26 protein-coding genes are annotated in these 22,596 nt (G+C 68.9%); 11 read left to right on the top strand and 15 right to left on the bottom strand.

All coding sequences use genetic code 11. From position 1 onward, the window contains the following. Nucleotides 1–7: 7 nt before the first annotated feature. The 3 genes from metG to AC2SGK_RS09820 all read right to left on the bottom strand — a co-directional run bounded on the left by metG (nucleotide 8) and on the right by AC2SGK_RS09820 (nucleotide 3,330). On the bottom strand, nucleotides 8–1,726 hold the full coding sequence (gene metG / locus AC2SGK_RS09830; RefSeq protein ID WP_488323379.1) for a methionine--tRNA ligase: 1,719 nt from the start codon (nucleotides 1,724–1,726) through the stop codon (nucleotides 8–10). A gap of 106 nt (nucleotides 1,727–1,832) precedes the next feature. Beyond that, the gene (locus AC2SGK_RS09825) at nucleotides 1,833–2,504 is read right to left on the bottom strand and encodes a ZinT family metal-binding protein (protein WP_488323378.1); all 672 of its coding nucleotides are present in this window, start codon (nucleotides 2,502–2,504) and stop codon (nucleotides 1,833–1,835) included. A gap of 169 nt (nucleotides 2,505–2,673) precedes the next feature. After that, nucleotides 2,674–3,330, bottom strand: coding sequence for a GcrA family cell cycle regulator (locus tag AC2SGK_RS09820; protein ID WP_488323377.1), 657 nt, complete (start codon nucleotides 3,328–3,330; stop codon nucleotides 2,674–2,676). 168 nt (nucleotides 3,331–3,498) lie between these two features. Here AC2SGK_RS09820 and AC2SGK_RS09815 point away from each other — a divergent pair, with 168 nt between their 5' ends. After that, on the top strand, nucleotides 3,499–4,284 hold the full coding sequence (locus tag AC2SGK_RS09815) for an ABC transporter permease (RefSeq protein WP_488323503.1): 786 nt from the start codon (nucleotides 3,499–3,501) through the stop codon (nucleotides 4,282–4,284). 6 nt (nucleotides 4,285–4,290) lie between these two features. On the opposite strand, the gene AC2SGK_RS09810 is transcribed toward AC2SGK_RS09815, so the two are convergent. Together AC2SGK_RS09810 and AC2SGK_RS09805 are read right to left on the bottom strand one after the other, a co-directional pair. Beyond that, the gene (locus AC2SGK_RS09810; protein ID WP_488323376.1) at nucleotides 4,291–4,713 is read right to left on the bottom strand and encodes an EamA family transporter; all 423 of its coding nucleotides are present in this window, start codon (nucleotides 4,711–4,713) and stop codon (nucleotides 4,291–4,293) included. Then, nucleotides 4,662–5,186 (bottom strand): EamA family transporter, encoded by a 525-nt coding sequence (locus AC2SGK_RS09805; protein WP_488323375.1) that lies wholly within the window; start codon nucleotides 5,184–5,186, stop codon nucleotides 4,662–4,664. The genes AC2SGK_RS09810 and AC2SGK_RS09805 overlap by 52 nt, the downstream gene beginning before the upstream one ends. Before the next feature lie 189 nt (nucleotides 5,187–5,375). Between AC2SGK_RS09805 and AC2SGK_RS09800 the strand changes: the two genes are divergently transcribed. After that, nucleotides 5,376–6,548, top strand: coding sequence for an acetylornithine transaminase (locus AC2SGK_RS09800; RefSeq protein ID WP_488323374.1), 1,173 nt, complete (start codon nucleotides 5,376–5,378; stop codon nucleotides 6,546–6,548). A 365-nt stretch (nucleotides 6,549–6,913) separates the two neighbouring features. After that, the gene (gene argF / locus AC2SGK_RS09795) at nucleotides 6,914–7,840 is read left to right on the top strand and encodes an ornithine carbamoyltransferase (RefSeq protein WP_488323373.1); all 927 of its coding nucleotides are present in this window, start codon (nucleotides 6,914–6,916) and stop codon (nucleotides 7,838–7,840) included. 94 nt (nucleotides 7,841–7,934) lie between these two features. Here argF and AC2SGK_RS09790 read toward each other — a convergent pair whose 3' ends face one another. Beyond that, complete coding sequence (locus AC2SGK_RS09790) at nucleotides 7,935–9,530, bottom strand: phosphoenolpyruvate carboxykinase (protein ID WP_488323372.1); 1,596 nt, start codon at nucleotides 9,528–9,530, stop codon at nucleotides 7,935–7,937. A gap of 208 nt (nucleotides 9,531–9,738) precedes the next feature. Between AC2SGK_RS09790 and AC2SGK_RS09785 the strand changes: the two genes are divergently transcribed. The 6 genes from AC2SGK_RS09785 (at nucleotide 9,739) to AC2SGK_RS09760 (ending at nucleotide 13,012) form a co-directional block, all read left to right on the top strand. After that, on the top strand, nucleotides 9,739–10,152 hold the full coding sequence (locus tag AC2SGK_RS09785; protein ID WP_488323371.1) for an HPr kinase/phosphorylase: 414 nt from the start codon (nucleotides 9,739–9,741) through the stop codon (nucleotides 10,150–10,152). Between the two features lie 53 nt (nucleotides 10,153–10,205). After that, nucleotides 10,206–11,156 carry an RNase adapter RapZ gene (rapZ, locus tag AC2SGK_RS09780; RefSeq protein ID WP_488323370.1) on the top strand — a complete coding sequence of 317 codons (951 nt, stop codon included), beginning with the start codon at nucleotides 10,206–10,208 and terminating at the stop codon, nucleotides 11,154–11,156. Between the two features lie 43 nt (nucleotides 11,157–11,199). Continuing rightward, nucleotides 11,200–11,622: a PTS sugar transporter subunit IIA gene (locus tag AC2SGK_RS09775; protein WP_411837584.1), complete on the top strand. Its 423-nt coding sequence runs from the start codon at nucleotides 11,200–11,202 to the stop codon at nucleotides 11,620–11,622. After that, nucleotides 11,619–11,897: an HPr family phosphocarrier protein gene (locus AC2SGK_RS09770; RefSeq protein ID WP_488323369.1), complete on the top strand. Its 279-nt coding sequence runs from the start codon at nucleotides 11,619–11,621 to the stop codon at nucleotides 11,895–11,897. The genes AC2SGK_RS09775 and AC2SGK_RS09770 overlap by 4 nt, the downstream gene beginning before the upstream one ends. After that, nucleotides 11,897–12,526, top strand: a complete 630-nt coding sequence (locus AC2SGK_RS09765) for a TetR/AcrR family transcriptional regulator (protein WP_488323368.1) — start codon at nucleotides 11,897–11,899, stop codon at nucleotides 12,524–12,526. The genes AC2SGK_RS09770 and AC2SGK_RS09765 overlap by 1 nt, the downstream gene beginning before the upstream one ends. Nucleotides 12,527–12,610: 84 nt before the next feature. After that, nucleotides 12,611–13,012, top strand: coding sequence for a DUF2852 domain-containing protein (locus AC2SGK_RS09760; protein WP_488323367.1), 402 nt, complete (start codon nucleotides 12,611–12,613; stop codon nucleotides 13,010–13,012). A gap of 57 nt (nucleotides 13,013–13,069) precedes the next feature. Here the strand turns inward: AC2SGK_RS09760 and AC2SGK_RS09755 are convergent, their stop codons facing one another. The 7 genes from AC2SGK_RS09755 to AC2SGK_RS09725 form a co-directional block, all read right to left on the bottom strand. Beyond that, on the bottom strand, nucleotides 13,070–13,945 hold the full coding sequence (locus tag AC2SGK_RS09755) for a 3-hydroxybutyryl-CoA dehydrogenase (RefSeq protein ID WP_488323366.1): 876 nt from the start codon (nucleotides 13,943–13,945) through the stop codon (nucleotides 13,070–13,072). Between the two features lie 105 nt (nucleotides 13,946–14,050). Further along, nucleotides 14,051–14,977, bottom strand: coding sequence for an electron transfer flavoprotein subunit alpha/FixB family protein (locus tag AC2SGK_RS09750; protein ID WP_488323365.1), 927 nt, complete (start codon nucleotides 14,975–14,977; stop codon nucleotides 14,051–14,053). Next, nucleotides 14,977–15,735: an electron transfer flavoprotein subunit beta/FixA family protein gene (locus tag AC2SGK_RS09745; protein WP_411837578.1), complete on the bottom strand. Its 759-nt coding sequence runs from the start codon at nucleotides 15,733–15,735 to the stop codon at nucleotides 14,977–14,979. Before AC2SGK_RS09745 ends, AC2SGK_RS09750 begins: the two co-directional genes overlap by 1 nt. A gap of 123 nt (nucleotides 15,736–15,858) precedes the next feature. Further along, entirely contained in the window at nucleotides 15,859–16,431 is a 573-nt protein-coding gene (locus AC2SGK_RS09740) for a cob(I)yrinic acid a,c-diamide adenosyltransferase (RefSeq protein WP_488323502.1), read from the bottom strand. Continuing rightward, complete coding sequence (locus tag AC2SGK_RS09735; protein ID WP_411837576.1) at nucleotides 16,431–16,631, bottom strand: twin transmembrane helix small protein; 201 nt, start codon at nucleotides 16,629–16,631, stop codon at nucleotides 16,431–16,433. The genes AC2SGK_RS09740 and AC2SGK_RS09735 overlap by 1 nt, the downstream gene beginning before the upstream one ends. Nucleotides 16,632–16,658: 27 nt before the next feature. Next, on the bottom strand, nucleotides 16,659–17,477 hold the full coding sequence (locus tag AC2SGK_RS09730) for an SDR family NAD(P)-dependent oxidoreductase (RefSeq protein ID WP_488323364.1): 819 nt from the start codon (nucleotides 17,475–17,477) through the stop codon (nucleotides 16,659–16,661). Further along, nucleotides 17,474–17,992: an SH3 domain-containing protein gene (locus tag AC2SGK_RS09725; protein WP_488323363.1), complete on the bottom strand. Its 519-nt coding sequence runs from the start codon at nucleotides 17,990–17,992 to the stop codon at nucleotides 17,474–17,476. Before AC2SGK_RS09725 ends, AC2SGK_RS09730 begins: the two co-directional genes overlap by 4 nt. Before the next feature lie 165 nt (nucleotides 17,993–18,157). Between AC2SGK_RS09725 and parC the strand changes: the two genes are divergently transcribed. Next, nucleotides 18,158–20,401: a DNA topoisomerase IV subunit A gene (parC, locus tag AC2SGK_RS09720; RefSeq protein ID WP_488323362.1), complete on the top strand. Its 2,244-nt coding sequence runs from the start codon at nucleotides 18,158–18,160 to the stop codon at nucleotides 20,399–20,401. A 5-nt stretch (nucleotides 20,402–20,406) separates the two neighbouring features. Here the strand turns inward: parC and AC2SGK_RS09715 are convergent, their stop codons facing one another. Both AC2SGK_RS09715 and AC2SGK_RS09710 read right to left on the bottom strand, forming a co-directional pair. Next, nucleotides 20,407–21,315, bottom strand: coding sequence for an SDR family oxidoreductase (locus tag AC2SGK_RS09715; RefSeq protein WP_488323361.1), 909 nt, complete (start codon nucleotides 21,313–21,315; stop codon nucleotides 20,407–20,409). Nucleotides 21,316–21,451: 136 nt separating this feature from the next. Beyond that, entirely contained in the window at nucleotides 21,452–22,270 is an 819-nt protein-coding gene (locus AC2SGK_RS09710) for a DUF533 domain-containing protein (protein ID WP_488323360.1), read from the bottom strand. 232 nt (nucleotides 22,271–22,502) lie between these two features. Here AC2SGK_RS09710 and AC2SGK_RS09705 point away from each other — a divergent pair. Next, nucleotides 22,503–22,596 (top strand): GTP-binding protein (locus AC2SGK_RS09705; protein ID WP_023878051.1); only part of this gene is annotated, 94 nt, incomplete at its 3' end.

Genomic DNA, 22,596 nt, shown 5'->3' with positions numbered 1-22,596 from the left:
GATGGGGTCAGGCGCGCACGCCTTGGAAGCGGGCTTCCCAGGCGGCGCGGTCGTCGTCGCTGATCTTGGCGAACATCACCTCGGGGACGGTGAAGGCGTGGCCGGGGGCCAGCGCCTGCAGGTCGCGGGCGATGTCCTGCGGCCAGTCGGCACCGGTCGCGCCCATCGCCCGCAGCATGCCCTCCGCCGCGAAGGGGATGAAGGGCGCCGACAGCACGCCGTAAAGGCGCACGAGGTTCAGGCCCATGCGCACCTGCATCGCGGCCTGTTCGGGCTCGGTCTTGAAGACCGTCCAGGGCGCGGCCGCCTGCAGGTATTCGTTGCCCAGCACCCAGATGGCGCGCAGCTCGGAGGCGGCCTTGCGGACCTCCATCGCGGCCATGTTGGCCTCATAGGTGCGGATGCGCGCGCTCAGCGCCTCGATCAGCGCCTGTTCCGCCGGGCCGTAGGCAGGGCCTTCGGGGACCGCCTCGCCGAACTTGGCGCGGCAGAACTTGGTGATGCGGCTGACGAAGTTGCCCAGCACGTCGGCCAGGTCCTTGTTCACGGATTGCTGGAAGTTCTCCCAGGTGAACTCGCTGTCGCCGGATTCGGGGGCGTGGGACAGAAGCCACCAGCGCCAGTAATCGGCCGGCAGGATCTCCAGCGCGTGGTCCATGAAGACGCCGCGGCCCTGCGAGGTGCTGAACTGTCCGCCCTGATAGGTCAGGTAGTTGAAGGACTTGATGTAATCGACCATCTTCCACGGCTCGCCCGAGCCGATCAGGGTCGCGGGAAAGGACAGCGTATGGAAGGGCACGTTGTCCTTGCCCATGAACTGGGTGTAGGTCACGTCCTCCGCGCCCTGGTCCAGCCGCCACCAGCGGCGCCAGGCGGCATCGTCCGCGCCCGCCGCATCGGCCCATTCCGCGGTCGCCGCGATGTATTCGATGGGCGCGTCGAACCAGACATAGAAGACCTTGCCCTCCATCCCCGGCCAGTCCTGATCGCCGCGTTTCACCGGCACGCCCCAGTCCAGATCGCGGGTGATGCCGCGGTCCTGCAGACCGTCGCCGTCGTTCAGCCATTTCTTCGCGATCGAGGTCGTCAGGATCGGCCAGTCGGTCTTGGCGTCGATCCAGGCGGCGATCTCGCCCTTCAGGGCGGATTGGCGCAGATAGAGATGCTTGGTCTCGCGCACCTCCAGGTCGGTGGAGCCGCTGATGGCGCTGCGGGGGGCGATCAGGTCGGTCGGGTCCAGCTGCTTGGTGCAGTTCTCGCACTGGTCCCCGCGCGCCTTGTCGTAGCCACAATTGGGGCAGGTGCCCTCGATGTAGCGGTCCGGCAGGAAGCGGCCGTCGGCATGGGAGTAGACCTGGCTCTCCACCACCTCGCGGATATAGCCCTGATCGGCCAGACGGCCCGCGAAATGCTGGGTCAGCGCGCGGTTGCGGTCGCTGGAGGACCGACCGTAATGGTCGAAGGACAGCCCGAACCCATCGGCCAGGGCCTTCTGTTCAGAGTGCATGCGCGCGCAGTAATCGGCCACGGCCTCGCCGGTCTTGGCGGCGGCCAGCTCAGCCGGGGTGCCATGTTCGTCGGTGGCGCAGATGAACATCACCTCGTGGCCGCGCGCCCGCAGATAGCGGGCATAGAGGTCGGCCGGCAATTGCGAGCCGACGAGGTTGCCCAGATGCTTGATGCCGTTGATGTAGGGCAGGGCCGAGGTGATCAGGTGGCGGGCCATGGTGCGTCCTTTCGGGGTCGCGTCTCTCTAGCCGCGTTGCGCCCGGTTGAAAAGTGCGCCGTGGCGTGCCGGCCCCACCGCGCGGCGGGGGCGGGGCGGCGAGGGCTCAGTGGGCCAGCATCTCCTCCACGATCTGCTCGGGGGTCATCGCGGCGGGATAGTAGGTGGGCCAGTTCGTCACCTCCTCCAGCAGCGCCGCGCGGTCGTCGCCCCAATAGAGGTGGAAATGGCCGGCCTGAGCCGGTGCGATGCCATGGTCGCTGAACTGGATGAAGGCCGGTGCGCCGGCATCGCCCGCGGTCTTGGCGAAGACGTAGCGGACGCCGCGGTTGCCGCGTGCATAGGTCAGCACCGCGAACCCGTCATCGGCATAGGTGCCCGAGACCTGTGTGCCCCGCGCGTGGAAGGTCACCACATCCCCGTCGATCGTGATCCGGTCCGTGTCGGTCGCATAGCCGATGCGGTAATAGTCGGTGTATTCCGCGACGGTCCTGTCGCCCTTCTCGGCCTTGCGCGCCATCACCGGGGCCAGCGTGCCGTCCTGCAGCAGCGGATAGACCGACTGCCAGTCGCCGGCGTAATCCGACAGGGGCCGGGGCTCGATCTGATCGTCGTCGAAATATCCGTCATGAATGGCCTGCGCCTCGGCGCTTCCGGGATGGGCGTGATCGTGCCCATGGCCGTGATCGTGGGCGTGCTCATGATCGTGGGCATGGTCATGCGCGGGAGAGCTGTCCTTGGCCGAGGCAGGTCCGGTCAGCGCGATCGTGGCGGCCATGACAAGGCGTGCGGTGAGGGGGAAACGGAGGGGCATCGGACCGGTCCTTCTGTGGTCGTTCGAATCATGCAATGATATATCATCACATAGTCGGAACGCAGTAGGCGGCGCGGAGGGGCTTGGCAAGACCGCATGGGTCGGGCGGGCCGGGCGGCCCGCCGCGACGGGATCAGCGACGGCGGTCGCGGCGGCTGCTCATCGGCTGGAAGGCCACGCCGACATGGGCCTCGCAATAGGGCTTGCCCGCGACCGAGGGCAGGCCGCAGAACCAGAACTTGTCGGTGGCAGGATCGCCGATCGGCCATTTGCAGGTCCGCTCGGTCAGCTCCATCAGGGTCAGCTTGCGGGCGCGCTTCTCGACCTCGCGGACCGAGGCCAGCGCCTCGGGGCTGATCTCGTTCGCGGAAGGCTGCGGCGGCAGCGGCTGGCCCGCGGGCACGATGGGTCGGCGCGGGATTGGCACGAAGGCGGGCTGGGTCGCCACCTCGGGCTCGGGGCGCGTCGGGGCTGCCGCGGGTTCGGGGCGGGCGGGCTGGACGGGCTCGGCCTGGGGCGCACGCTGGACTGTCTCTGGCTGGGGCGCGGGCTGGGCGGGGGCGGGCTGGGCCGCGGCGGCCGGACGGGCGGCGGGCCTGGCCTCGACCACCGGTTCGGAGGCGGGGGCTGCCTCGGGCTCCTCGTTGCGGTTCGACAGGCCGAGGCGGTGGACCTTGCCGATCACCGCGTTGCGCGTCACGCCGCCCAGCTCCTTGGCGATGGCGCTGGCGGACTGGCCCTCGGACCACATGCGCTTCAGCGTCTCGACACGTTCATCCGTCCAGGACATGGCAGCCTTTCCGGGCGGGTCTGACCTGCCGCCCCATCTTGTAACCTGCGATTGGTCCCGTCACATACGGGATGCCGAGATTTAGCCGCCATGCGCCACAAATTCAAGGACCGCCAGATGACCGAGGCCCGCACCCCCGCCATGCCGCCCCTTTCCGAAAGCCCCGCGATGGGGGTGCGCCGGTTCGGTCGCGTGAACTGGCTTGGCCTTGCCACGCTGGCCCGACGCGAGGTCATGCGCTTCATGGCCGTCTGGCAGCAGACGATCTTTGCGCCGCTGATGACGGCGGGGCTGTTCGTGGTGGTCTTCGCGCTGGCCCTGGGTCAGGGGCGCGGAGAGATCATGGGCCTGCCCTATCTGGTCTTCCTGGGGCCGGGCATCCTGATGATGACGGTGATCCAGAACGCCTTCGCCAACACCTCCAGCTCGATCACCGCGGCCAAGGTGCAGGGCAACATCGTCGACACGCTGATGCCGCCCCTGTCGGCGGGGGAGCTGCTGGCGGGCTATCTGACGGGGTCGGTGGTGCGGGCGGGGCTGGTGGCCACGGTGATCGGCACGGGCATGGTGCTGGTCACCGGGCGCGGCATCGCGCATCCCGGGTGGGCGGCGCTGTTCGTGCTGCTGGCGGCGCTGATGCTGGGCGGGCTGGGGATCCTCGCGGGGATCATGGCGCAGAAGTTCGACCAGATGGCGGCGATCACCAACTTCGTCATCACGCCGCTGAGCTTCCTGTCGGGCACCTTCTATTCGGTGCAGGCGCTGCCGCAGCCTTTCAACACGCTGTCGCACTGGAACCCGATCTTCTACCTGATCGACGGGGCGCGCTACGGCGTCACCGGGGTCAGCGACGCACCGGTCTGGCGCGGCGCGCTGATCTGCGCGGGCGTGGTCGCGGCGGTGCTGACCCTGGCCTGGCGCTGGCTGCGGTCCGGCTATCGCATGAAGCCCTGAGACCGGTCAGGGTGCGGGCGGCGACACCGCGCCGCCCCGCCTGCGGTCGCGCCAGACCAGAAACCCCGCGCCCGAGACCAGCACCGCCGCCCCCGCCATGCTGACCGCATCGGGCAGCACGCCGAAGATCCACAGGTCGGACCCCGCCGCCCAGACCAGCATCAGGTAGAAGAACGGCGCGACGAAGCTGGCATCCGCGCGCCGCATCGCCGCCAGGTTCAGCGCCTGTCCCCCCGCCATCAGCAGCCCTATCGCCGCCAGCGCCGCCCATTGCGCCGCATTGGGCATGCCCCAGACCGCCAGCGCGGCCATGGCGGCGACGCCCGTGCCCATCGCGTTGTTGACCAGCAGGATCTGCAGCGGCGCCTCGTGCCGGGTCAGGCGCTTGATGAAGATCGCCTCCAGCCCCATCGCGCAGGCCGCGCCCAAGGCCAGCGCCGCGGCCGGTTGCAGCGCGGGCCCTGCCACAGCAGGATCGCCGCCCCGGCCAGCGCGATGGCGGCGGCGGTCCAGCGCACCGGCCCGACCCTTTCGCCCGGCAGCGGAACGGCCAGCAGCATGGTGAAGACCGGCGACAGGAAGCTGATCGCCGTCGCATCGGGCAGGGGCATGCGCGCGACGGCCGCGAACATCAGCGTGATGCCGCCCCATCCGCACAGCGTCCGGCCCAGATTTGCCGACCAGCGCGGCCGCGTCAGCCGAGGTCGCATCAGCGCCACGACCGCCGTGATCCCCGCCAGCGCAAAGGCAAAGCGTCCCAAGCTGACCATCAGCGGCGGCAGCGCCGGCCCCAGGGCGCCCGTGCCGATGGCCTTGGCCAGCAGCGAGGTGGCTGCGAACAGCGCCGTCGCCGCCGCCATGAAGGCCACCGTGCGGCCGCGATGTTCACCGGATGTTTCCATGACGCCCTCTTGCATCGCGTGAAACGAGCCGTCCAGAGGGTTTTCGCGCTTGCGCAGGGGGGCAAAGCTGCGCATCCTTCGCGCCATGAGCAAGCGACGCGCCCGTATCACCCGACGCTGATGCGACCTGACCGGTCCGCATCCCTGATCGCCTGCCCGCCCCCTTCCATCGCTGCAAAGGCCTGATCCATGATCCCGCATGTCCTGCCGACCTATAACCGTGCGCCCCTTGCCTTCGAACGCGGCGAGGGCTCCTGGGCCATCACCGCCGACGGGACGCGATACCTGGACCTGGGCGCGGGCATCGCGGTGAACGTGCTGGGCCATGCGCATCCCGGCCTGGTCGCGGCCCTGACCCAGCAGGCCGGGCGGATCTGGCACGTCTCGAACCTCTACCAGATCCCCGAGCAGGAGCGGCTGGCCGACCTGCTGGTGGAACACAGCTTCGCCGACACGGTCTTCTTCACCAATTCCGGCACCGAGGCGGCCGAGCTGGCCATCAAGATGGTGCGCAAGCATTGGGACCATGCGGGCGACCCGGAGCGGATCGAGATCCTGACCTTCTCGGGGGCGTTCCACGGGCGCTCCACCGGGGCCATCGCCGCAGCGGGGTCCGAGAAGATGGTCAAGGGCTTCGGCCCGCTGATGCCGGGCTTCCGCACGCTGCCCTTCGGCGATCACGAGGCGCTCAAGGCCGCGGCCGGCGACCGCACCGCCGCGATCATGGTCGAGCCGGTGCAGGGCGAGGGCGGCATCCGCCCGCTGCCCGATGCCTGCCTGCAGGGCCTGCGCGAGATCTGCGACCGGACCGGCGCGCTGCTGGTGCTGGACGAGGTGCAATGCGGCATGGGCCGGACGGGCCGGCTGTTCGCCCATGAATATGCGGGGATCGCGCCCGACATCATGATGGTCGCCAAGGGCATCGGCGGGGGCTTCCCCCTGGGTGCGGTGCTGGCGACCGAGGCCGCGGCGGCGGGCATGGTCGCGGGCACGCACGGCTCGACCTATGGCGGCAACCCCCTGGCCTGTGCGGTCGGCGCTGCGGTCATGGGGATCGTCGCCGACCCGGCCTTCCTGGCCGAGGTGAACCGCAAGGCCGCCCTGTTCCGCCAGAGGCTGGAGGGGCTGGTCGCGGCGCACCCGCAGGTCTTCGAGGGCGTGCGGGGGCAGGGGCTGATGCTGGGCCTGAAATGCCGCGTCGCGCCCACCGATCTGGTCCGCGCCGCCTATGAGCAGCATCTGCTGACCGTGCCGGCGGCCGACGACACGCTGCGCCTGCTGCCGCCGCTGACCATCACCGACGAAGAGATCGCCGAAGCCGTGGCCCGCTTGGATCGGGCCGCCACAACCTTGGATGGCTGACCGCGGCGTGACGATGGCGACTGCAAGCGGCGCGGCCCTGGGGGGTGTGCCGGGTCGCCGCCGGCCTGCTGCGCATCGGGCGCGACGGCCGGCCGCCGCCATGGCGCGGCTGGGCGCGCCGGGCCCGACCACGCCTCGCGACATGGCCGCCTGTCGCGACGCAGGCTTTCCGGGCGAGGGGCGGACGGTCCGCGCGCTGTCCCGTCTCCGATGAGGCGCGCGCGCCCTGCCGTTGCCCTACCCAGATCACCTTCCTCTCCGGCCGGATCACGGGCCTGCCGCGCAGGCGCGCAGAAAGCCCGATCCGCCCCTTGACCCCGTCCGTTCGGCGGGGCTTGCTGGAGAAAAGCCGAAAGACCATGACGATGACCCATTTTCTGGATATCCATACCACCGACCGCACCGCCCTGCGCAGCATCATCGACAGCGCCCACGCAATGAAGGCCGCCCGCAACGGGCGCCCCAAGGGGACCTTGGACGACGAGCAGCCGCTGGCCGGGCGCATGGTCGCGCTGATCTTCGAAAAGCCCTCGACCCGCACGCGGGTCAGCTTCGACGTGGGCGTCCGGCAGCTGGGAGGGCAGACGATGATCCTGTCGGGGTCCGAGATGCAGCTGGGTCACGGCGAGACCATCGCCGACACCGCGCGGGTCCTGTCGCGCTATGTCGACCTGATCATGATCCGCACCTTCGAGGAGGCGACCCTGCACGAGATGGCGGAATATGCCAGCGTGCCGGTCATCAACGGGCTGACGAACCGCACCCATCCCTGCCAGATCATGGCGGACGTGATGACCTTTGAGGAGCATCGCGGCCCCATCGCCGACAAGAAGGTCGTCTGGTCGGGCGACGGCAACAACGTATTCGCCAGCTTTGCCCATGCCGCGGGGCAGTTCGGGTTCGACCTGACCTTCACCGGGCCGCCGCCGCTGGACCCCGAGGCGGCCTGTCTGGATTTCGCGGCCTCGCAGGGGCGGCCGGTCACGATCGAGCGCGACCCGGCGAAGGCCGTCATCGGCGCGGATCTGGTCGTCACCGACACTTGGGTCAGCATGCACGACCCGCAATCGGCCAAGGAGCGTCGGCATAACCAGCTGCGCGGATATCAGATCAACGAGGCGCTGATGGCGCGCGCCCGCGGGGACGCGCTTTTCATGCACTGCCTGCCCGCCCATCGCGAGGACGAGGTCACCAGCGCGGTGATGGACGGCCCGGCATCGGTCATCTGGGACGAGGCCGAGAACCGGCTGCATGCGCAGAAGGCGATCATGCGCCACTGCCTGGGCCTGTGAGCCGACCTGATTGACGGACGGCTGACGCCGCCCGACGCCATGAGAAAAGGCCGCGCATGCTGCGCGGCCTTTTCGGTTTTTGCGGCGGTGGCGCTCAGCCGATCGCGGCGGCGCGGGTCTCGTCGTCGATGGCGTCGAGATACTGGGCAAAGTTGTCGCAGAACATCTGGACCAGCTTCCTGGCCTGCGCATCATAGGCGGCCGGATCCGCCCAGGTGCGGCGCGGGTCCAGCAGGACGTCGCTGACGCCCGGCACGCTGACCGGCACGTCGAAGCCGAAGTTCGGGTCGCGGCGGAACTCCACGTCGTTCAGGCTGCCGTCGAGCGCCGCGGCCAGCAGCGCGCGGGTCGCCGCGATCGGCATGCGCGAGCCGGTGCCGAAGGCGCCGCCGGTCCAGCCGGTGTTCACCAGCCAGCAGCTGGCCCCGTGCTGGGCGATCTTGGCCTGCAGCAGCTTGCCATAGACCTCGGGGCGGCGCGGCATGAACGGGGCGCCGAAGCAGGTCGAGAAGGTCGGGATCGGCTCGGTCACACCGACCTCGGTGCCCGGCGTCTTGGAGGTGAAGCCCGACAGGAAGTGATACATCGCCTGCGCGGGCGTCAGCCGCGCGATGGGCGGCAGCACGCCGTAGGCGTCGCAGGTCAGCATGATCACGTTCTTCGGGTGCCCGCCCAGGCTGGTCTGCGACGCGTTCGAGATCGCGTCCAGCGGATAGGCGCAGCGCATGTTGTCGGTGATAGAGTTGTCCTCGAAGTCCAGCTCCAGCGTCTCGGGGTCGAAGACCATGTTCTCGATCACGGTGCCGAAGCGGCTGGTGGTGGCATGGATCTCCGGCTCGGCCTTGGCCGAGAGGTTGATCGTCTTGGCGTAGCAGCCGCCCTCGAAGTTGAAGATGCCGCTGTCGGACCAGCCATGCTCGTCATCGCCGATCAGCACGCGCGACGGGTCGGCCGACAGGGTCGTCTTGCCGGTGCCCGACAGGCCGAAGAAGACGGCGCTGTCCTCGGGGTCGCGGGGCGCGTGGTTGGCGCTGCAATGCATGGGCATGATGCCCTTTTCCGGCAGCAGGTAGTTCAGCAGCGTGAAGACCGACTTCTTGTTCTCGCCGGCATAGGCGGTGTTGGCGATCAGGATCAGCTTCTTGTCGAAGTTCATCGCGATGACGGTCTCAGACCGGCAGCCGTGCCGTGCCGGGTCCGCCTTGAAGCCCGGGCAGTTGATGATCGTGAAGTCGGGGGTGAAGCTCACCAGCTCCTCCGCCTTGGGGCGGCGCAGCAGGTGGCGGATAAAGAGGCCGTGCCAGGCCAGTTCGGTCACCACGCGCACGTCCAGCCGGTTCTCGGCGTCGGCGCCGCCGAACAGGTCCTGCACGAAGTAATCGCGACCCTTCATGTGCTGAAGCATGTCATCATGCAGCCGGTCGAAGGCCTCGGGCTCCATCGGCTTGTTGTTGTCCCACCAGATCGTCTGTTCGACCGACGGGGTGCGCACGACGAACTTGTCCTTGGGCGAGCGTCCGGTATGCGCGCCGGTCGAGACCAGGAACGTGCCGCCCAGGCCCAGCTGCCCTTCGCCGCGGGCGACCGCCTGGGTCATCAGGGCGGGCTCCAGCAGGTTGTAGTGGACCTGACCCAACCCCGTGATGCCTTGGTCTTCCAGACGGCAGGAGGGGTTAACGCGCGTGGTCATGGCATGCTCCGTGGCTGAGGGCGGCGACCCCGGCGGGGTGGCTTTCCCGGCCTATAGCATGGTGGATTCGGGGCGAAATCTGACAGCGCAAACGGTTAGCGGAAACATTAAATGTTATCGCCACCATGACGGAATGCGGCGCTTCCGCTCGGCATCGAGGCGGAAAATTAACTGGTTATCGGGCAGTATCTGGCCGGGGGTGATTCGTATGATCCAGATTCACGCGACGACGGTCGCGGTCGAGGGGCAGGGTCTCGTCATCCTGGGGCCGTCCGGGGCTGGCAAGTCCACCCTTGCGCTGCAACTCATGGCGGTGGGGGCGGCGCTGGTCGCCGACGACCGCACCGACTTGCGCCTGTCGGCGGGCCGCCTGATCGCGCAGGCGCCGCTGCCGCTGCTGGGGCGGATCGAGGCGCGCGGGGTGGGCATTCTGGGCGCGGCGCCCGCCCCTCCAACCGCGGTCATGCTGGCCTGCGATCTTGGGCGCACCGAAGAGGATCGTCTGCCACAGATGCGGTATCATGAATGGCTGGGGGTCCGGGTTCCGCTTGTGCTGGGACCCTATCGGCCCCATCTTTACGCTGCGTTGCGGCAGCTGATGACGGGCCATCGTCTTGCATGAGCGGACCGACGCGATTTGACCGACGGGGTCGCAGGACATCGAGGAGCCGACCGATGGATCAGGACGTCGACAGTTTCGCCGCGCAGAGGCTGGTTCTTGTGACGGGACCGTCGGGGGCCGGGCGCTCCACCGCGATCAACGTGCTGGAGGATCTGGGCTTCGAGGCGATCGACAACCTGCCGCTGTCGCTGATCCCTCGTCTGCTGGACGGGCCGCCCCGGCACGCGCCGCTGGCCTTGGGGCTGGACGTTCGCAATCGCGATTTTTCGGCCGCCAACGTGATCGAGCTGATCGACAGGCTGACCCGCCTGCCGGGCTTCGTGCCAGAGGTGCTGTATCTGGACTGCGTCGCCGACGTCCTGGTCCGTCGCTACAACGAGACGCGTCGCCGCCATCCGCTGACCCCGGATGCGGCGCCCATGGCGGGCGTTCTGGCCGAGATCGACCTGCTGTCGCCGATCCGGGCGCGGGCCGACGTGCTGGTGGACACGACCGACCTGTCCCCGCACGACCTCAAGGCCGAGCTGATGCAGTGGTTCGACGTGCGCCCGGACCGGCGTCTGGGCCTGTCGCTGCACTCCTTCAGCTACAAGCGGGGCGTGCCGCGCGGTCTGGACATGATGTTCGACTGTCGCTTCCTTGCCAATCCGCACTGGGACGCGGCCTTGCGGCCGCTGGACGGGCGCGACCCGCGCGTCCAGGACCACGTCGCCGCCGATCCGCGATTCGCCGAGTTCTTCCAGCGCACTCGCGATCTGGTTCAGTTTCTGCTGCCCGCGCACACGGATGAGGGGAAATCGCATCTGGCGGTCGGCTTCGGCTGTACAGGAGGGCAACACCGTTCCGTCACTTTGGTCGAAAAGATGGCGGTTGCGCTTGCGGATGCGGGCTGGCCGGTGTCAATAAGACACAGGGAACTGGAACGCCGTGCCGCGGCCGCGCCGCAGGCAGCCACCGAGGTCACGGCCTCGAGCGCACCGATGGTGCAGAGGCAGGCGTCATGATGGTTCGGCTGTTCGGGCGGTTCTTTGGGCTTGGTGGGGCGCGTTGATCGGAATTGTCATAGTGGCACATGGCGGACTGGCCCGGGAGTATCTCTCGGCGGTCGAGCATGTCGTGGGGCCTCAGGTCGGCATCGCGGCCGTCGCGATCGAGGACGATCACGACCGCGCGGCAAAGACGGCGGAAATCAAGGCCGCGGCGGATGCGGTCGACGGGGGGCACGGGGTCATCCTGGTCACCGATCTCTTCGGCGGCTCTCCGTCGAACCTGTCGCTGCCGGCATGCGCGGTGCGCGGGCGCACGATCCTCTACGGGGCCAATCTGCCCATGCTGGTCAAGCTGGCCAAGTCGCGCCACCTGAGCGTGCCGGATGCGGTCGGCCACGCCGCAGAGGCCGGTCGCAAGTACATCGATTCCTACAACGTGCCGCCCGAGGCGCGTCTCGACAACGGAAGCCATCCCGCATGACCGAGCCTGTGACGCGCGATCTGTCGATCATCAACGTCAAGGGCCTGCATGCCCGCGCCAGCGCCAAGTTCGTCGACGTGGTCGAGCGCTTTGACGCCAAGGCCCGCGTCGAGAAGGACGGGATGAGCGTGTCGGGCGACAGCATCATGGGTCTTCTGATGCTGACCGCGCCGCGCGGCAGCCAGATCCGCGTGACGACCAGCGGTCCCGAGGCCCGGGCCCTGGCCGATGCGCTGGAGGCGCTGGTGGGCGACTATTTCGGCGAAGGCATGTAGTGCCCGCCCCCCGGGACCCCGACCGCAAGTCCTATCACCACGGCAATCTGCGACAGGCGCTGGTCGAGGCGACCGCGGACCTGGTGCAGGAGCAAGGGCCGCAGGCCTTCACCCTGACCGAGGCCGCGCGCCGGGCGGGCGTGTCCGCCGCCGCACCCTATCGCCATTTCAAGGGCCGCGACGACCTGCTTGAGGAGGTCGCGCGGCAGGGTTTCCTGGAATTCGCCGCGCGGCTGGAGGCGGCCTTCGACGGCGGGCGACCGCGGCCGCTGACGGCCTTCCTGCGCATGGGGCAGACCTATCTGGACTTCGCCGCCGACCGGCCGGGCTACTACATGGCGATGTTCGAAAGCGGCATCTCGGTCGCGGGGAACTCGGATCTGGCGACGGCCTCGGGACGGGCGCAGGGCGTGCTGGTCACCGCCGCCGAGGCTCTGGCCGCGCGCCTGCCCGAGGACAGCCGCCCCCCGGCACGGATGGTCGCCAACCACATCTGGGCGCTGAGCCACGGCGTGGTCGAGCTGTTCGGTCGCGGCAAGCCCGGCGGCCGCAGCCCCGTCGGACCGTCGGAGATGCTGGAGAGCGGCGCCTTGATCTATCTGCGCGGACTGGGCCTGATCCCCGAGTGAAATTCGCATTGCCGCCCTTGACGGAAACGGGAGCGTCTCCCATCTATGTAAATGTAATTCACATTAACATCGGGAGACCCATCGATGACCACCGCAACACCCGTGCTTCGCCCGGCCTCGACCGGCCAGCGGATCGGCGAGCTGCTGACGCGGGGACGCGACTGGCTGGACCGGCGCGGCCGCCCGGCCTGGATCGTCGCGACCGTCCTGGCCTTCATGGCCGCCTGGCCCGTGGGCCTTGCCCTTCTGGCCTACATGATCTGGAGCAAACGCATGTTCGGAACCGCCAAGCGCGCCATCGCGCCCCTCTATTCCGCCCCCAGCACCGGCAACAGCGCCTTCGACGCCTATCGCGCCGAGACGCTGAAGCGGCTTGAGGACGAGCATCGCGACTTCGTCGAGTTCCTGGCCCGCCTGCGCGAGGCCAAGGACAAAGCCGAGTTCGATCAGTTTATGGAAAAGCGCGACGCCAAGACCGACGCCTGAGGCGCGGTCGGCAGAGGAAAATGCGGGCCGGGCGGGATCGTCCGGCCCGCAGACCTGTCAGCGGGTCGGGACCGGCGTCTCACCGCGATAGTCGTAGAAGCCGCGTCCGGTCTTGCGGCCCAGCCAGCCGGCTTCGACATACTTGGTCAGCAGCGGGCAGGGCCGGTACTTCGTGTCGGCCAGCCCGTCATGCAGCACGTTCATGATGGCGAGGCAGGTGTCCAGGCCGATGAAGTCGGCCAGCTCCAGCGGACCCATCGGATGATTCGTGCCCAGCTTCATCGCGCTGTCGATGCTGCTGACGGACCCCACGCCCTCATAGAGCGTATAGACCGCCTCGTTGATCATCGGCATCAGGATGCGGTTGACGATGAAGGCGGGAAAATCCTCGGCCGTGGCCGAGGTCTTGCCCAGCTTCGCGACGACCTCGTGCAGGGTCTTGTAGGTGGCCTCGTCGGTGGCGATGCCGCGGATCAGCTCGACCAGCTGCATCACCGGGACCGGGTTCATGAAGTGGAACCCCATGAACTTCTCGGGTCGGTCCGTGCGCGACGCCAGCCGCGTGATCGAGATGGACGAGGTGTTGGAGGTCAGGATCGTCTCGGGCTTCAGATGCGGGACCAGATCCTCGAAGATCGCCTGCTTGACGGTCTCGCGCTCGGTCGCGGCCTCGATCACCAGGTCGCAGCGGCCCAGGTCCTGCAGGCGCAGCGTGGTGCTGATCCGGGCCATGGCGCGGGCCTTGTCGTCGGCGGCGATCCTCTCGCGGCTGACCTGGCGTTCCAGGTTGCGGTCGATCAGGGCGACGGCCTTGTTCAGCGCATCCTGGCTGATGTCGGTCAGCAGCACGTCATAGCCCGCGACCGCAAAGACATGGGCGATGCCGTTGCCCATCTGACCCGCCCCGATCACGCCCACCGACTGAACCGCCATACCCACATCTCCCTGTTCGACGCGCGGACGATAGGGCGGGGGCGCGGGTGCCGCAATGCAAAACCGCCCCCGGATGGGGGCGGCCGCACGGCGCTGTCCAAGGGATCAGAGCTTTTCGGTCAGTTCCGGGACGACGGTGAACAGGTCGCCCACCAGGCCGTAATCGGCCACTTGGAAAATCGGCGCCTCCTCGTCCTTGTTGATGGCGACGATGACCTTGCTGTCCTTCATGCCCGCCAGGTGCTGGATGGCGCCCGAGATGCCGACCGCGACATACAGTTCCGGCGCGACGACCTTGCCGGTCTGGCCCACCTGCCAGTCGTTCGGCGCATAGCCCGAATCGACCGCCGCGCGGGATGCGCCGACCGCGGCGCCCAGCTTGTCGGCCAGGGTCTCGATGATCGCGAACTGCTCCTTGGAGCCGAGCGCGCGGCCACCCGACACGACGCGCCCGGCCGAGGTCAGCTCGGGGCGGTCGCTCTGCGCGACCTCGTCGTTCAGCCATTTCGACAGGGCCGGGTCGTCGGCCAGTGTCGCATCCGCGACCGGCGCGGCGGGGCCTTCACCGGCCGCGTCGAAGCTGGCCGTGCGGATGGTCATGATCTTGGTCGCATCGCCCGACTTGACCGTCTGGATGGCGTTGCCGGCATAGACCGGGCGTTCGAAGGTGTCCGCATCGATGACCGCCGAGACGTCCGAGATCACCATCACGTCCAGAAGCGCCGCGACGCGGGGCATGACGTTCTTGGCATCCGTGGTGGCGGGGGCGGCGATGTGGCTGTAATCGCCCGCCAGCCCCACGATCAGCGCCGCGGTGGGTTCGGCCAGGCGGTGGCCGTAACGCGCATCCTCGGCCACCATGACCTTGGACACGCCCGCGATGGTCGCGGCCTGATCCGCGGCCGCACGGGCCTGCGCGCCGGCGCAGAGCACCGTCACGTCGCCCAGAGAGGCCACGGCGCCCACGGCCTTGGCCGTCGCGTCGCGGTTCAGTTCGCCATTGGTGACTTCGGCCAGAAGAAGAACAGCCATCACACGACCCCCGCTTCCTTGAGTTTCGACACCAGCTCGTCCACCGAGCCGACCTTGATGCCCGCCTTGCGGCCCTCGGGCTCGCGGGTCTTGACGACCGTCAGGCGCGGGGTGACGTCGACGCCGTAATCGGCGGCGGTCTTCTCCTCCAGCGGCTTTTTCTTGGCCTTCATGATGTTGGGCAGCGACGCATAGCGCGGCTCGTTCAGGCGCAGGTCGGCGGTGACGATGGCGGGCAGCTTGACCTCGATGGTCTGCAGGCCGCCATCGACCTCGCGCGTGACCTGGGCCGCGTCGCCCGCGATCTCCAGCTTGCTGGCGAAGGTCGCCTGGCTCCAGCCCAGCAGGGCCGACAGCATCTGTCCGGTCGCGTTCATGTCGTTGTCGATCGCCTGCTTGCCGGCGATGACCAGCTGCGGCTGTTCCGCATCGACGATGGCCTTGAGGATCTTGGCGACGGCCAGCGGCTCGATGTCCTGATGCACGTCATCGGCGGCGACGACCAGGATGGCGCGGTCGGCGCCCATGGCCAGCGCGGTGCGCAGCGTCTCGGCGGCCTGCTTGACGCCGATGCTGACGGCGACGATCTCGGTGGCGGCGCCCTTCTCCTTCAGACGGATCGCCTCCTCGACGGCGATCTCGTCGAAGGGGTTCATCGACATCTTCACGTTGGCCAGATCGACACCCGATCCGTCCGCCTTCACGCGGGCCTTCACGTTGTAGTCGATCACGCGCTTGACTGGCACGAGGACTTTCATCGGCCTCTCTCCCTTGGTTTGCGTCATCTGTCGGCGGGATTGTTAGACAGCAACATCGGGCAAGGACAGGGCAAAAACGCCGCGGGACGCAGCGTTTTCGCCCTGCCGCCGTGATGTCGGGCGCTAACGGCTGGCGCCCGGCACCCACAGGATGTCGTCCGCGCCGTTGCCGTTCACCACCCGGCCCGCCACGAACAGCCAGTCCGACAGCCGGTTCAGATAGCGGATCGCGGCAGTGTTCACGTCGCCGCCCGCCAGCAGTTCGGTGGCGCGGCGCTCGGCCCGGCGGGCGACGGTGCGCGACAGGTGCAGATGCGCGGCAAGCGCGCTGCCGCCGGGCAGAATGAAGCTGCGCAGCGGCGCCAGATCCGCGTTCATCGCGTCGATCTCGGCCTCCAGCCGGTCGACCTGCGCGTCGATGATGCGCAGCACGGGGTATCCGACGCTGTCATCCGCCGCCATGTCCGGCCGCGCCAGGTCCGCGCCCAAGTCGAACAGGTCGTTCTGGATGACGCCGATCTGGCGGGCCAGATCGCCCGTCGCGTGCAGGCGGCACAGGCCCAGGGTGGCGTTCAGCTCGTCCACGGTGCCATAGGCCTCGACGCGGGGGTCGTGCTTGGGCACGCGGGTGCCGTCGGACAGCGCCGTGTCGCCCTTGTCGCCGGTGCGGGTATAGATGCGGTTCAGGACGACCATCACGCGGCCCTCAGCCACAGGAACAGCATCATGATGACCAACGCCGCGGCCTGGGCATAGAGGCGCCAGCGCATCATGCGGTTGCCGTGCTTGCGATTGAAGTCGCCGCCCTTTGCGAAGCCGCCGATGCCGGTCAGCAGAATGGCGATCACGACGCCGACGGACAGGATCGTGACGAGGAACAGGGATTGATCGGGCATGGGGGACACCGCCTTTCGCCCGCCAATCTAGTTGCGCCGCGCAAACCAGTCCAGTGCGCGGGTCGGCAGAACCCGCCGCGCGACGCCCGAAATCCGCGTCGGCGTTGTGACATAGTAGCGCGGGGCGGGCCGCGCCGCCGTCAGCGCGGTCAGGATGCGCTGGCTGACGGCGCGCGGCGGCAGCTCGAACCGGTCCTTGCCGGAGGGTTCGTATAGACGCTTCAGCAGGCTGGCACGGTACTGGTCGGCGCGCGGGCTGGCCCGCCAGTTCACCCATCGCTCGAAATGCGGGATGGCGTTTTCGCGGATGCGGCTGGTGATGGGGCCGGGCTCGATCAGGGTGACGTGGATGCCGGTGCCGTGCATCTCCAGGCGCAGCACGTCGGTAAGCCCCTCCAGCGCGAATTTCGTCGCCACATAGGGGCCGCGCCACGGGATGCCGACCAGCCCCAGGACCGAGCTGATCGTGACGATCCGTCCTGCGCCGCGCCCGCGGAAATGCGGGATCAGGCGGCGCGTCAGGTCATGCGTCCCGAACAGGTTCACCTCGAAGATGGCGCGCAGCGCGTCGCGCGGCATGTCCTCGACCGCGCCGGGCAGGGCGAAGGCCGCGTTGTTGACCAGCGCATCGACCGGCCCGCCCGCCAGCGCGTCCCGCACGCAGGCCGCGACGCTCTCCGGATCGGCCAGGTCCAGGAACAGGCACTCCATCCCCTCGGCGCGCCGCGCGTCGATGTCCTGCGCGCTGCGACAGGTGGCCACCACGCGCCAGCCCTGCGCCTGAAGATGGCGCGCCGCGTCCAGACCGATGCCCGACGAACAGCCGGTGATCAGCACCCGCCTCATGGCGCCTCGGGCGACAGGAACCGGCCCGCGACGAAGCCCGCCTGGCCGTCGGCGGTGCGTACCTGCACCCATTCCGCCGCGCTGGAGCCGACCGGGGTCACCGCCGTGCCGCCCGACAGGCCCGTCACCACGGCGAAATCGGTGCCCGGACCCACGCGCATGTTCACCCGGTCGCCGGTGACATAAAGGACCGGCCCCGCCTCGGGCGCCTCCTGCGGGGCGTCGGGCGTGCCCGAGGGATATTCGGGCGACGGCTCCAGCGGCGGGCCGGGAAAGCGCTGGACGCGCTCGGGGGTCTGGCTGGCGGCGGGCAGCACCGCGACCGCGGGCGTCGCCGGCAGCGTGCCCGAGGGCGGCGCGGTCAGGGTGGGGGCGCCCGCATCCTGCGCGGCGCTGACCGGGGCCGCGGGGGCCGTCCCCGCCCGTTCGGCGCGCAGATCCTGCCCGCCCATGCCGTCCAGCACCAGAAACAGGATCGCCAGCGTCAGCAGCGTCAGAAGTCCCAACCGGATCATGGCCTCGTCATCCCTCTCCCTCCGAAGCGCGCCGCCGCGGCCCCGTTCCCGAAATCGTTACGCGATTTGCGGGTCCAACGCCACGCGCCGCGCCGCGTTCCGTGCCATCGGCCCGCGGCCCTTTTCGATCTGGACCGGCGGCCCGGCCCGCCTTATCCACGGCCCATGGCCGACGATCTGATCCCCCAGCCCGAAAAGGGCACCCATTCCGAACCGCTCAGCCGTGCGATCGGCGAGCGTTACCTGACCTATGCGCTGTCCACGATCATGCATCGCGCGCTGCCCGATGCGCGCGACGGGCTGAAGCCGGTGCACCGCCGCATCCTCTATGCGATGCGCGAACTGCGGCTGGCGCCCAACGGGGCGTTCCGCAAGTCGGCCAAGATCACCGGCGACGTGATGGGCAACTATCACCCGCATGGCGATGCCGCGATCTATGACGCCATGGCGCGTCTGGCCCAGGATTTCGCCATGCGCTATCCGCTGGTGGACGGGCAGGGGAACTTCGGCAACATTGACGGCGACAACCCCGCCGCCGCGCGCTATACCGAGGCCCGCCTGGCCGCCGCCTCCGAGGCGCTGATGGAGGGGCTGGCCGAGGACGCGGTCGATTACCGCCCGAACTATGACGGTACACTGACCGAGCCGGTCGTGCTGCCTGCGGCCTTCCCGAACCTCTTGGCCAACGGCGCGTCGGGCATCGCGGTGGGCATGGCCACGAACATCCCGCCCCATAACCTGCACGAGGTCGTGGACGCCTGCCTGCATCTGATCAAGACACCGGATGCGCGCGACGACACGCTGGCCGGGATCATCCAGGGGCCGGACTTTCCGACCGGCGGCGTGCTGGTCGAGAGCCGCGAGTCCATCGCCGAGACCTATCGCACCGGCCGCGGCGCGTTCCGGCTACGCGCGCGCTGGAGCCAGGAGGACCTGGGCCGCGGGCTGTGGCAGATCGTCGTCACCGAGATTCCCTATCAGGTCCAGAAGTCCAAGCTGATCGAGCGCCTGGCCGAGCTGATCCAGACCCGCAAGATCCCGATCCTGGCCGATGTGCGCGACGAATCCGCCGAGGATGTCCGCATCGTGCTGGAGCCGCGCGCCCGCAACGTGGACCCCGATCAGCTGATGGGCGCGCTGTTCCGCGCCAGCGACTTGGAAATCCGCTTCAACCTGAACATGAACGTGCTGATCGACGGGCGCGTACCCAAGGTCTGCTCGCTCAAGGAGGTGCTGCGCGCCTTCCTGGACCACCGCCGCGAGGTGCTGGTCCGCCGCGCGAGCTTCCGGCTGGAGAAGATCGCCGCCCGGCTGGAGGTGCTGGAGGGCTATCTGATCGCCTATCTGAACCTGGACCGCGTGATCGAGATCATCCGCACCGAGGACGACCCCAAGGCGGTGATGGCCGCCGAGTTCGGCCTGTCCGAGGTCCAGGTCGAGGCGATCCTGAACATGCGCCTGCGCGCCCTGCGCAAGCTGGAGGAGGTCGAACTGCGCGCCGAACGCGATGCCCTGCTGGCCGAGCGCGAGGGATTGCAGGCCATGCTGGACAGCGAGACTGCGCAATGGGCACGCATCGCCGATCAGCTGAAGGAAGTGCGCAACCTCTTCGGCAAGTCGCGCCCCGAGGGGCAGCGCCGCACCACGATCAGCGAGGCGACCGAGATGCCCGTGATCGACCTGGAGGCCATGATCGAGCGCGAGCCGGTGACGGTGATCCTGTCGAAAATGGGCTGGATCCGCAGCATGAAGGGCCACCAGCCGCTGGATGCGGAGCTGAAGTTCAAGGATGGCGACGGCCCCGGCCATGCGCTGCATGCCGAGACTACCGACAAGCTGATGGTCTTCGCGTCGAACGGGCGGTTCTACACGATCCCGGTCAACACCCTGCCCGGCGGGCGCGGCATGGGAGAGCCGCTGCGCCTGATGATCGACCTGCCCAACGAGGCCGAGGTGATCGCCATGTTCCCCTGGCGGGAGGGGGCGAAGTATCTGGTCGCGTCGCGCGCGGGGGACGGCTTCGTGGTGGGTGCCGCCGACATCCTGGCGCAGACCCGCAGCGGCAAGCAAGTGCTGAACGGCGACGCGCGACTGTGCCGTCCGGTCAGCGGCGATCACGTGGCGGTCATCGGAGAGAACCGCAAGATGCTGGTCTTCCCGCTGGCGGAACTGCCCGAGATGTCGCGCGGCAAGGGCGTGCGGCTGCAGCGCTATGGCAAGGGCGGCGGGCTGGTCAAGGACGACGAACTGGTCGATGCCGTCTGCCTGGTGCTGGCTCAGGGCCTCTCCTGGCCGATGACGGGCGGCAAGACGCGGCACGAGCCGGACCTGACCGAATGGCTGGGCAAGCGCGGCGGCACGGGCCGCATGGCGCCGCGCGGCTTCCCGCGCGACAACCGTTTCGCGTGACGGGGCTAGAGGCCGCCGCCGCCGACCGAGCCGAAATATTCGCCGGTGATGTAGCTGGCCTCGTCCGAGGCCAGCAGCACATAGATGGGCGCGATCTCGACCGGCTGGCCGGGGCGGCCCAGGGGTTGGCTCGCGCCATGCTCCTGCGCCTTGTCGGTCGGCTGGCCGCCGCTGATCTGCAGCGCGGTCCAGTAGGGGCCGGGGCAGACCGCGTTCACGCGGATCGCGCGCGGGGCCAGCTGCTTGGCCAGCGACTGCGCGAAGGCCACATTCGCGGCCTTGGTCTGGGCATAGTCGAACAGATGTGCTGACCCCGAGAAGGCCTGCACCGAGGACGTGATGATGATCGACCCGCCCGCGCCCATATGGGGCAGCGCCGCCCGCGTCACCCAGAAGGGCGCATAGACGTTGGTCTTCATCGTGGCGTCGAAATCCTCGGTCGTCAGGTCCTCCAGCCGGTTGCAGAACTGCTGGCGGCCGGCATTGTTGACCAGGATGTCCAGCCCGCCCAACTGCGACACGGCGCTTTCGACCATCTCCTTGCAAAAGGCCTCCTCGCGCAGGTCGCCGGGGATGGCTATGGCCACGCGGCCCTCGGCTTCGATCAGGTCTACGACGCCGTCGGCATCGGCCTGCTCGTCCGGCAGATAGGTGATGGCCACGTCCGCCCCCTCCCGCGCGAAGGCGATGGCGGCGGCCGCGCCGATGCCGCTGTCGCCGCCGGTGATCAGGGCGCGCTTGCCCGCCAGGCGGCCGGTGCCGCGATAGCTGGTCTCGCCGTGATCGGGGCGCGGGTCCATCTCGCGGGCCAGTCCCGGAAAGGGCTGCTCCTGCGCGGGAAAGTCGGGGGCGGGCAGGCGCGGATCGGTGATGGCGCCGCTGCGGAAGGGCGGGTGGACGGGCGTCTCGGACATGGGGCCTCCTTGGGTCGGTTGCGAAGGCCAACCGCAGGGGCGGGCGATTGTTCCGGCTGATCTTTGACGCCCGCCGCCACGAAAAGGGGCTGCCATCCCTGCGGATCGCGGCCCCCCGTCAATCGTCCGGATCGTCTCAGGCGTTGTAGAGCGGCATCACGCCCGCCTCGCGGTGGATGTCGTTCACCGCTGCGCGGTCCAGCTTCATCGCCACGGCCAGGTCGTTCAGATAGCGGGCCTCGGCCTCGCTGTCGAAATCGATCGCCAGAAGCGACATCAGATAGATCTGACGCTCCATCCCCTCGGGCACGTCTCGGGCCAGGGCGGCGGCATCGACGGGCGCGGCCATCTGGTCGCGGATGAACTGCCGCTCGTCCGCGTCCAGATCATCGCCCAGATGGCCCAGAAGGCGCTGGCGTTCCGCGTCATCGACATGACCGTCGGACTTGGCCGCCTGGATCATGGCACGCAGCATCAGCCCGGCCATGGCGTTCTGTTCCGGCGTGGGCGCGACCTGCGGTTCGGCATCATGGGACAGCGCATCGTCGAACAGCGATCCGAAGGTCGCGTTGTTGCGCTCCTGCGAGCCCTTGGTCGCCAGATGCCCGACCGCGCCGCCCGCCGCTGCGCCGCCCAGAAGACCGCCCAGCATGCCGCCCAGGCCCCCGGTGCCGCCCGCCCCGGTGCCACGCGGCTGGCCACCCAGCCTGTCCAGCAGACCGCCCAGGGAACCGTGCGCCCCGCCGCCCGTGCCGCCCCCCAGGGCGCGGCCCAGCATCTGGTTCAGGCTGCCGCCCGAACTGCCGGTGTTGTTGGCCAGCAGGTTGTCCAGAAGGCCGCCGCCGACCTTGCGGTGACCCGGCCTGCCGCCGTGCTGGTTGTTCATCATCCCGCCGATCCCCTTGGCCAGCATCACGCCGGCGGCGACCTTGGTCAGGCTTTTCATCAGGCTCATCGTGTTTCCCCCTTCGTGGACGGGCGCGGACGGCATCGTCCGGCCCCTTGCGCCTGAAACGATATGGGGCGTGCGGCGGTTCCGGCAGCGCGGGGCGTCGGGGCCGCTCGGGCGGGGCGATCGCACGCGGCGACGCATGCCTCCCCTTGATTTCCCCGCCTGCGCCTTATAGATCGCGGCCCATGTCAATCCGGGGCCCTTCAGCCATGCCCCGCGGATCCAGGAGGCCGACATGGCAAAGGCAAAGTTTGAACGGACGAAACCGCACGTGAACATCGGGACCATCGGTCACGTTGACCATGGCAAGACGACGCTGACGGCCGCGA

It is taken from the genome of Paracoccus sp. NIOT.M2S5SZ12 (assembly GCF_057748165.1).
The sequence above is the reverse complement of the archived record's forward strand: the minus strand, read 5'-3'. Positions and strand labels throughout refer to the sequence as shown.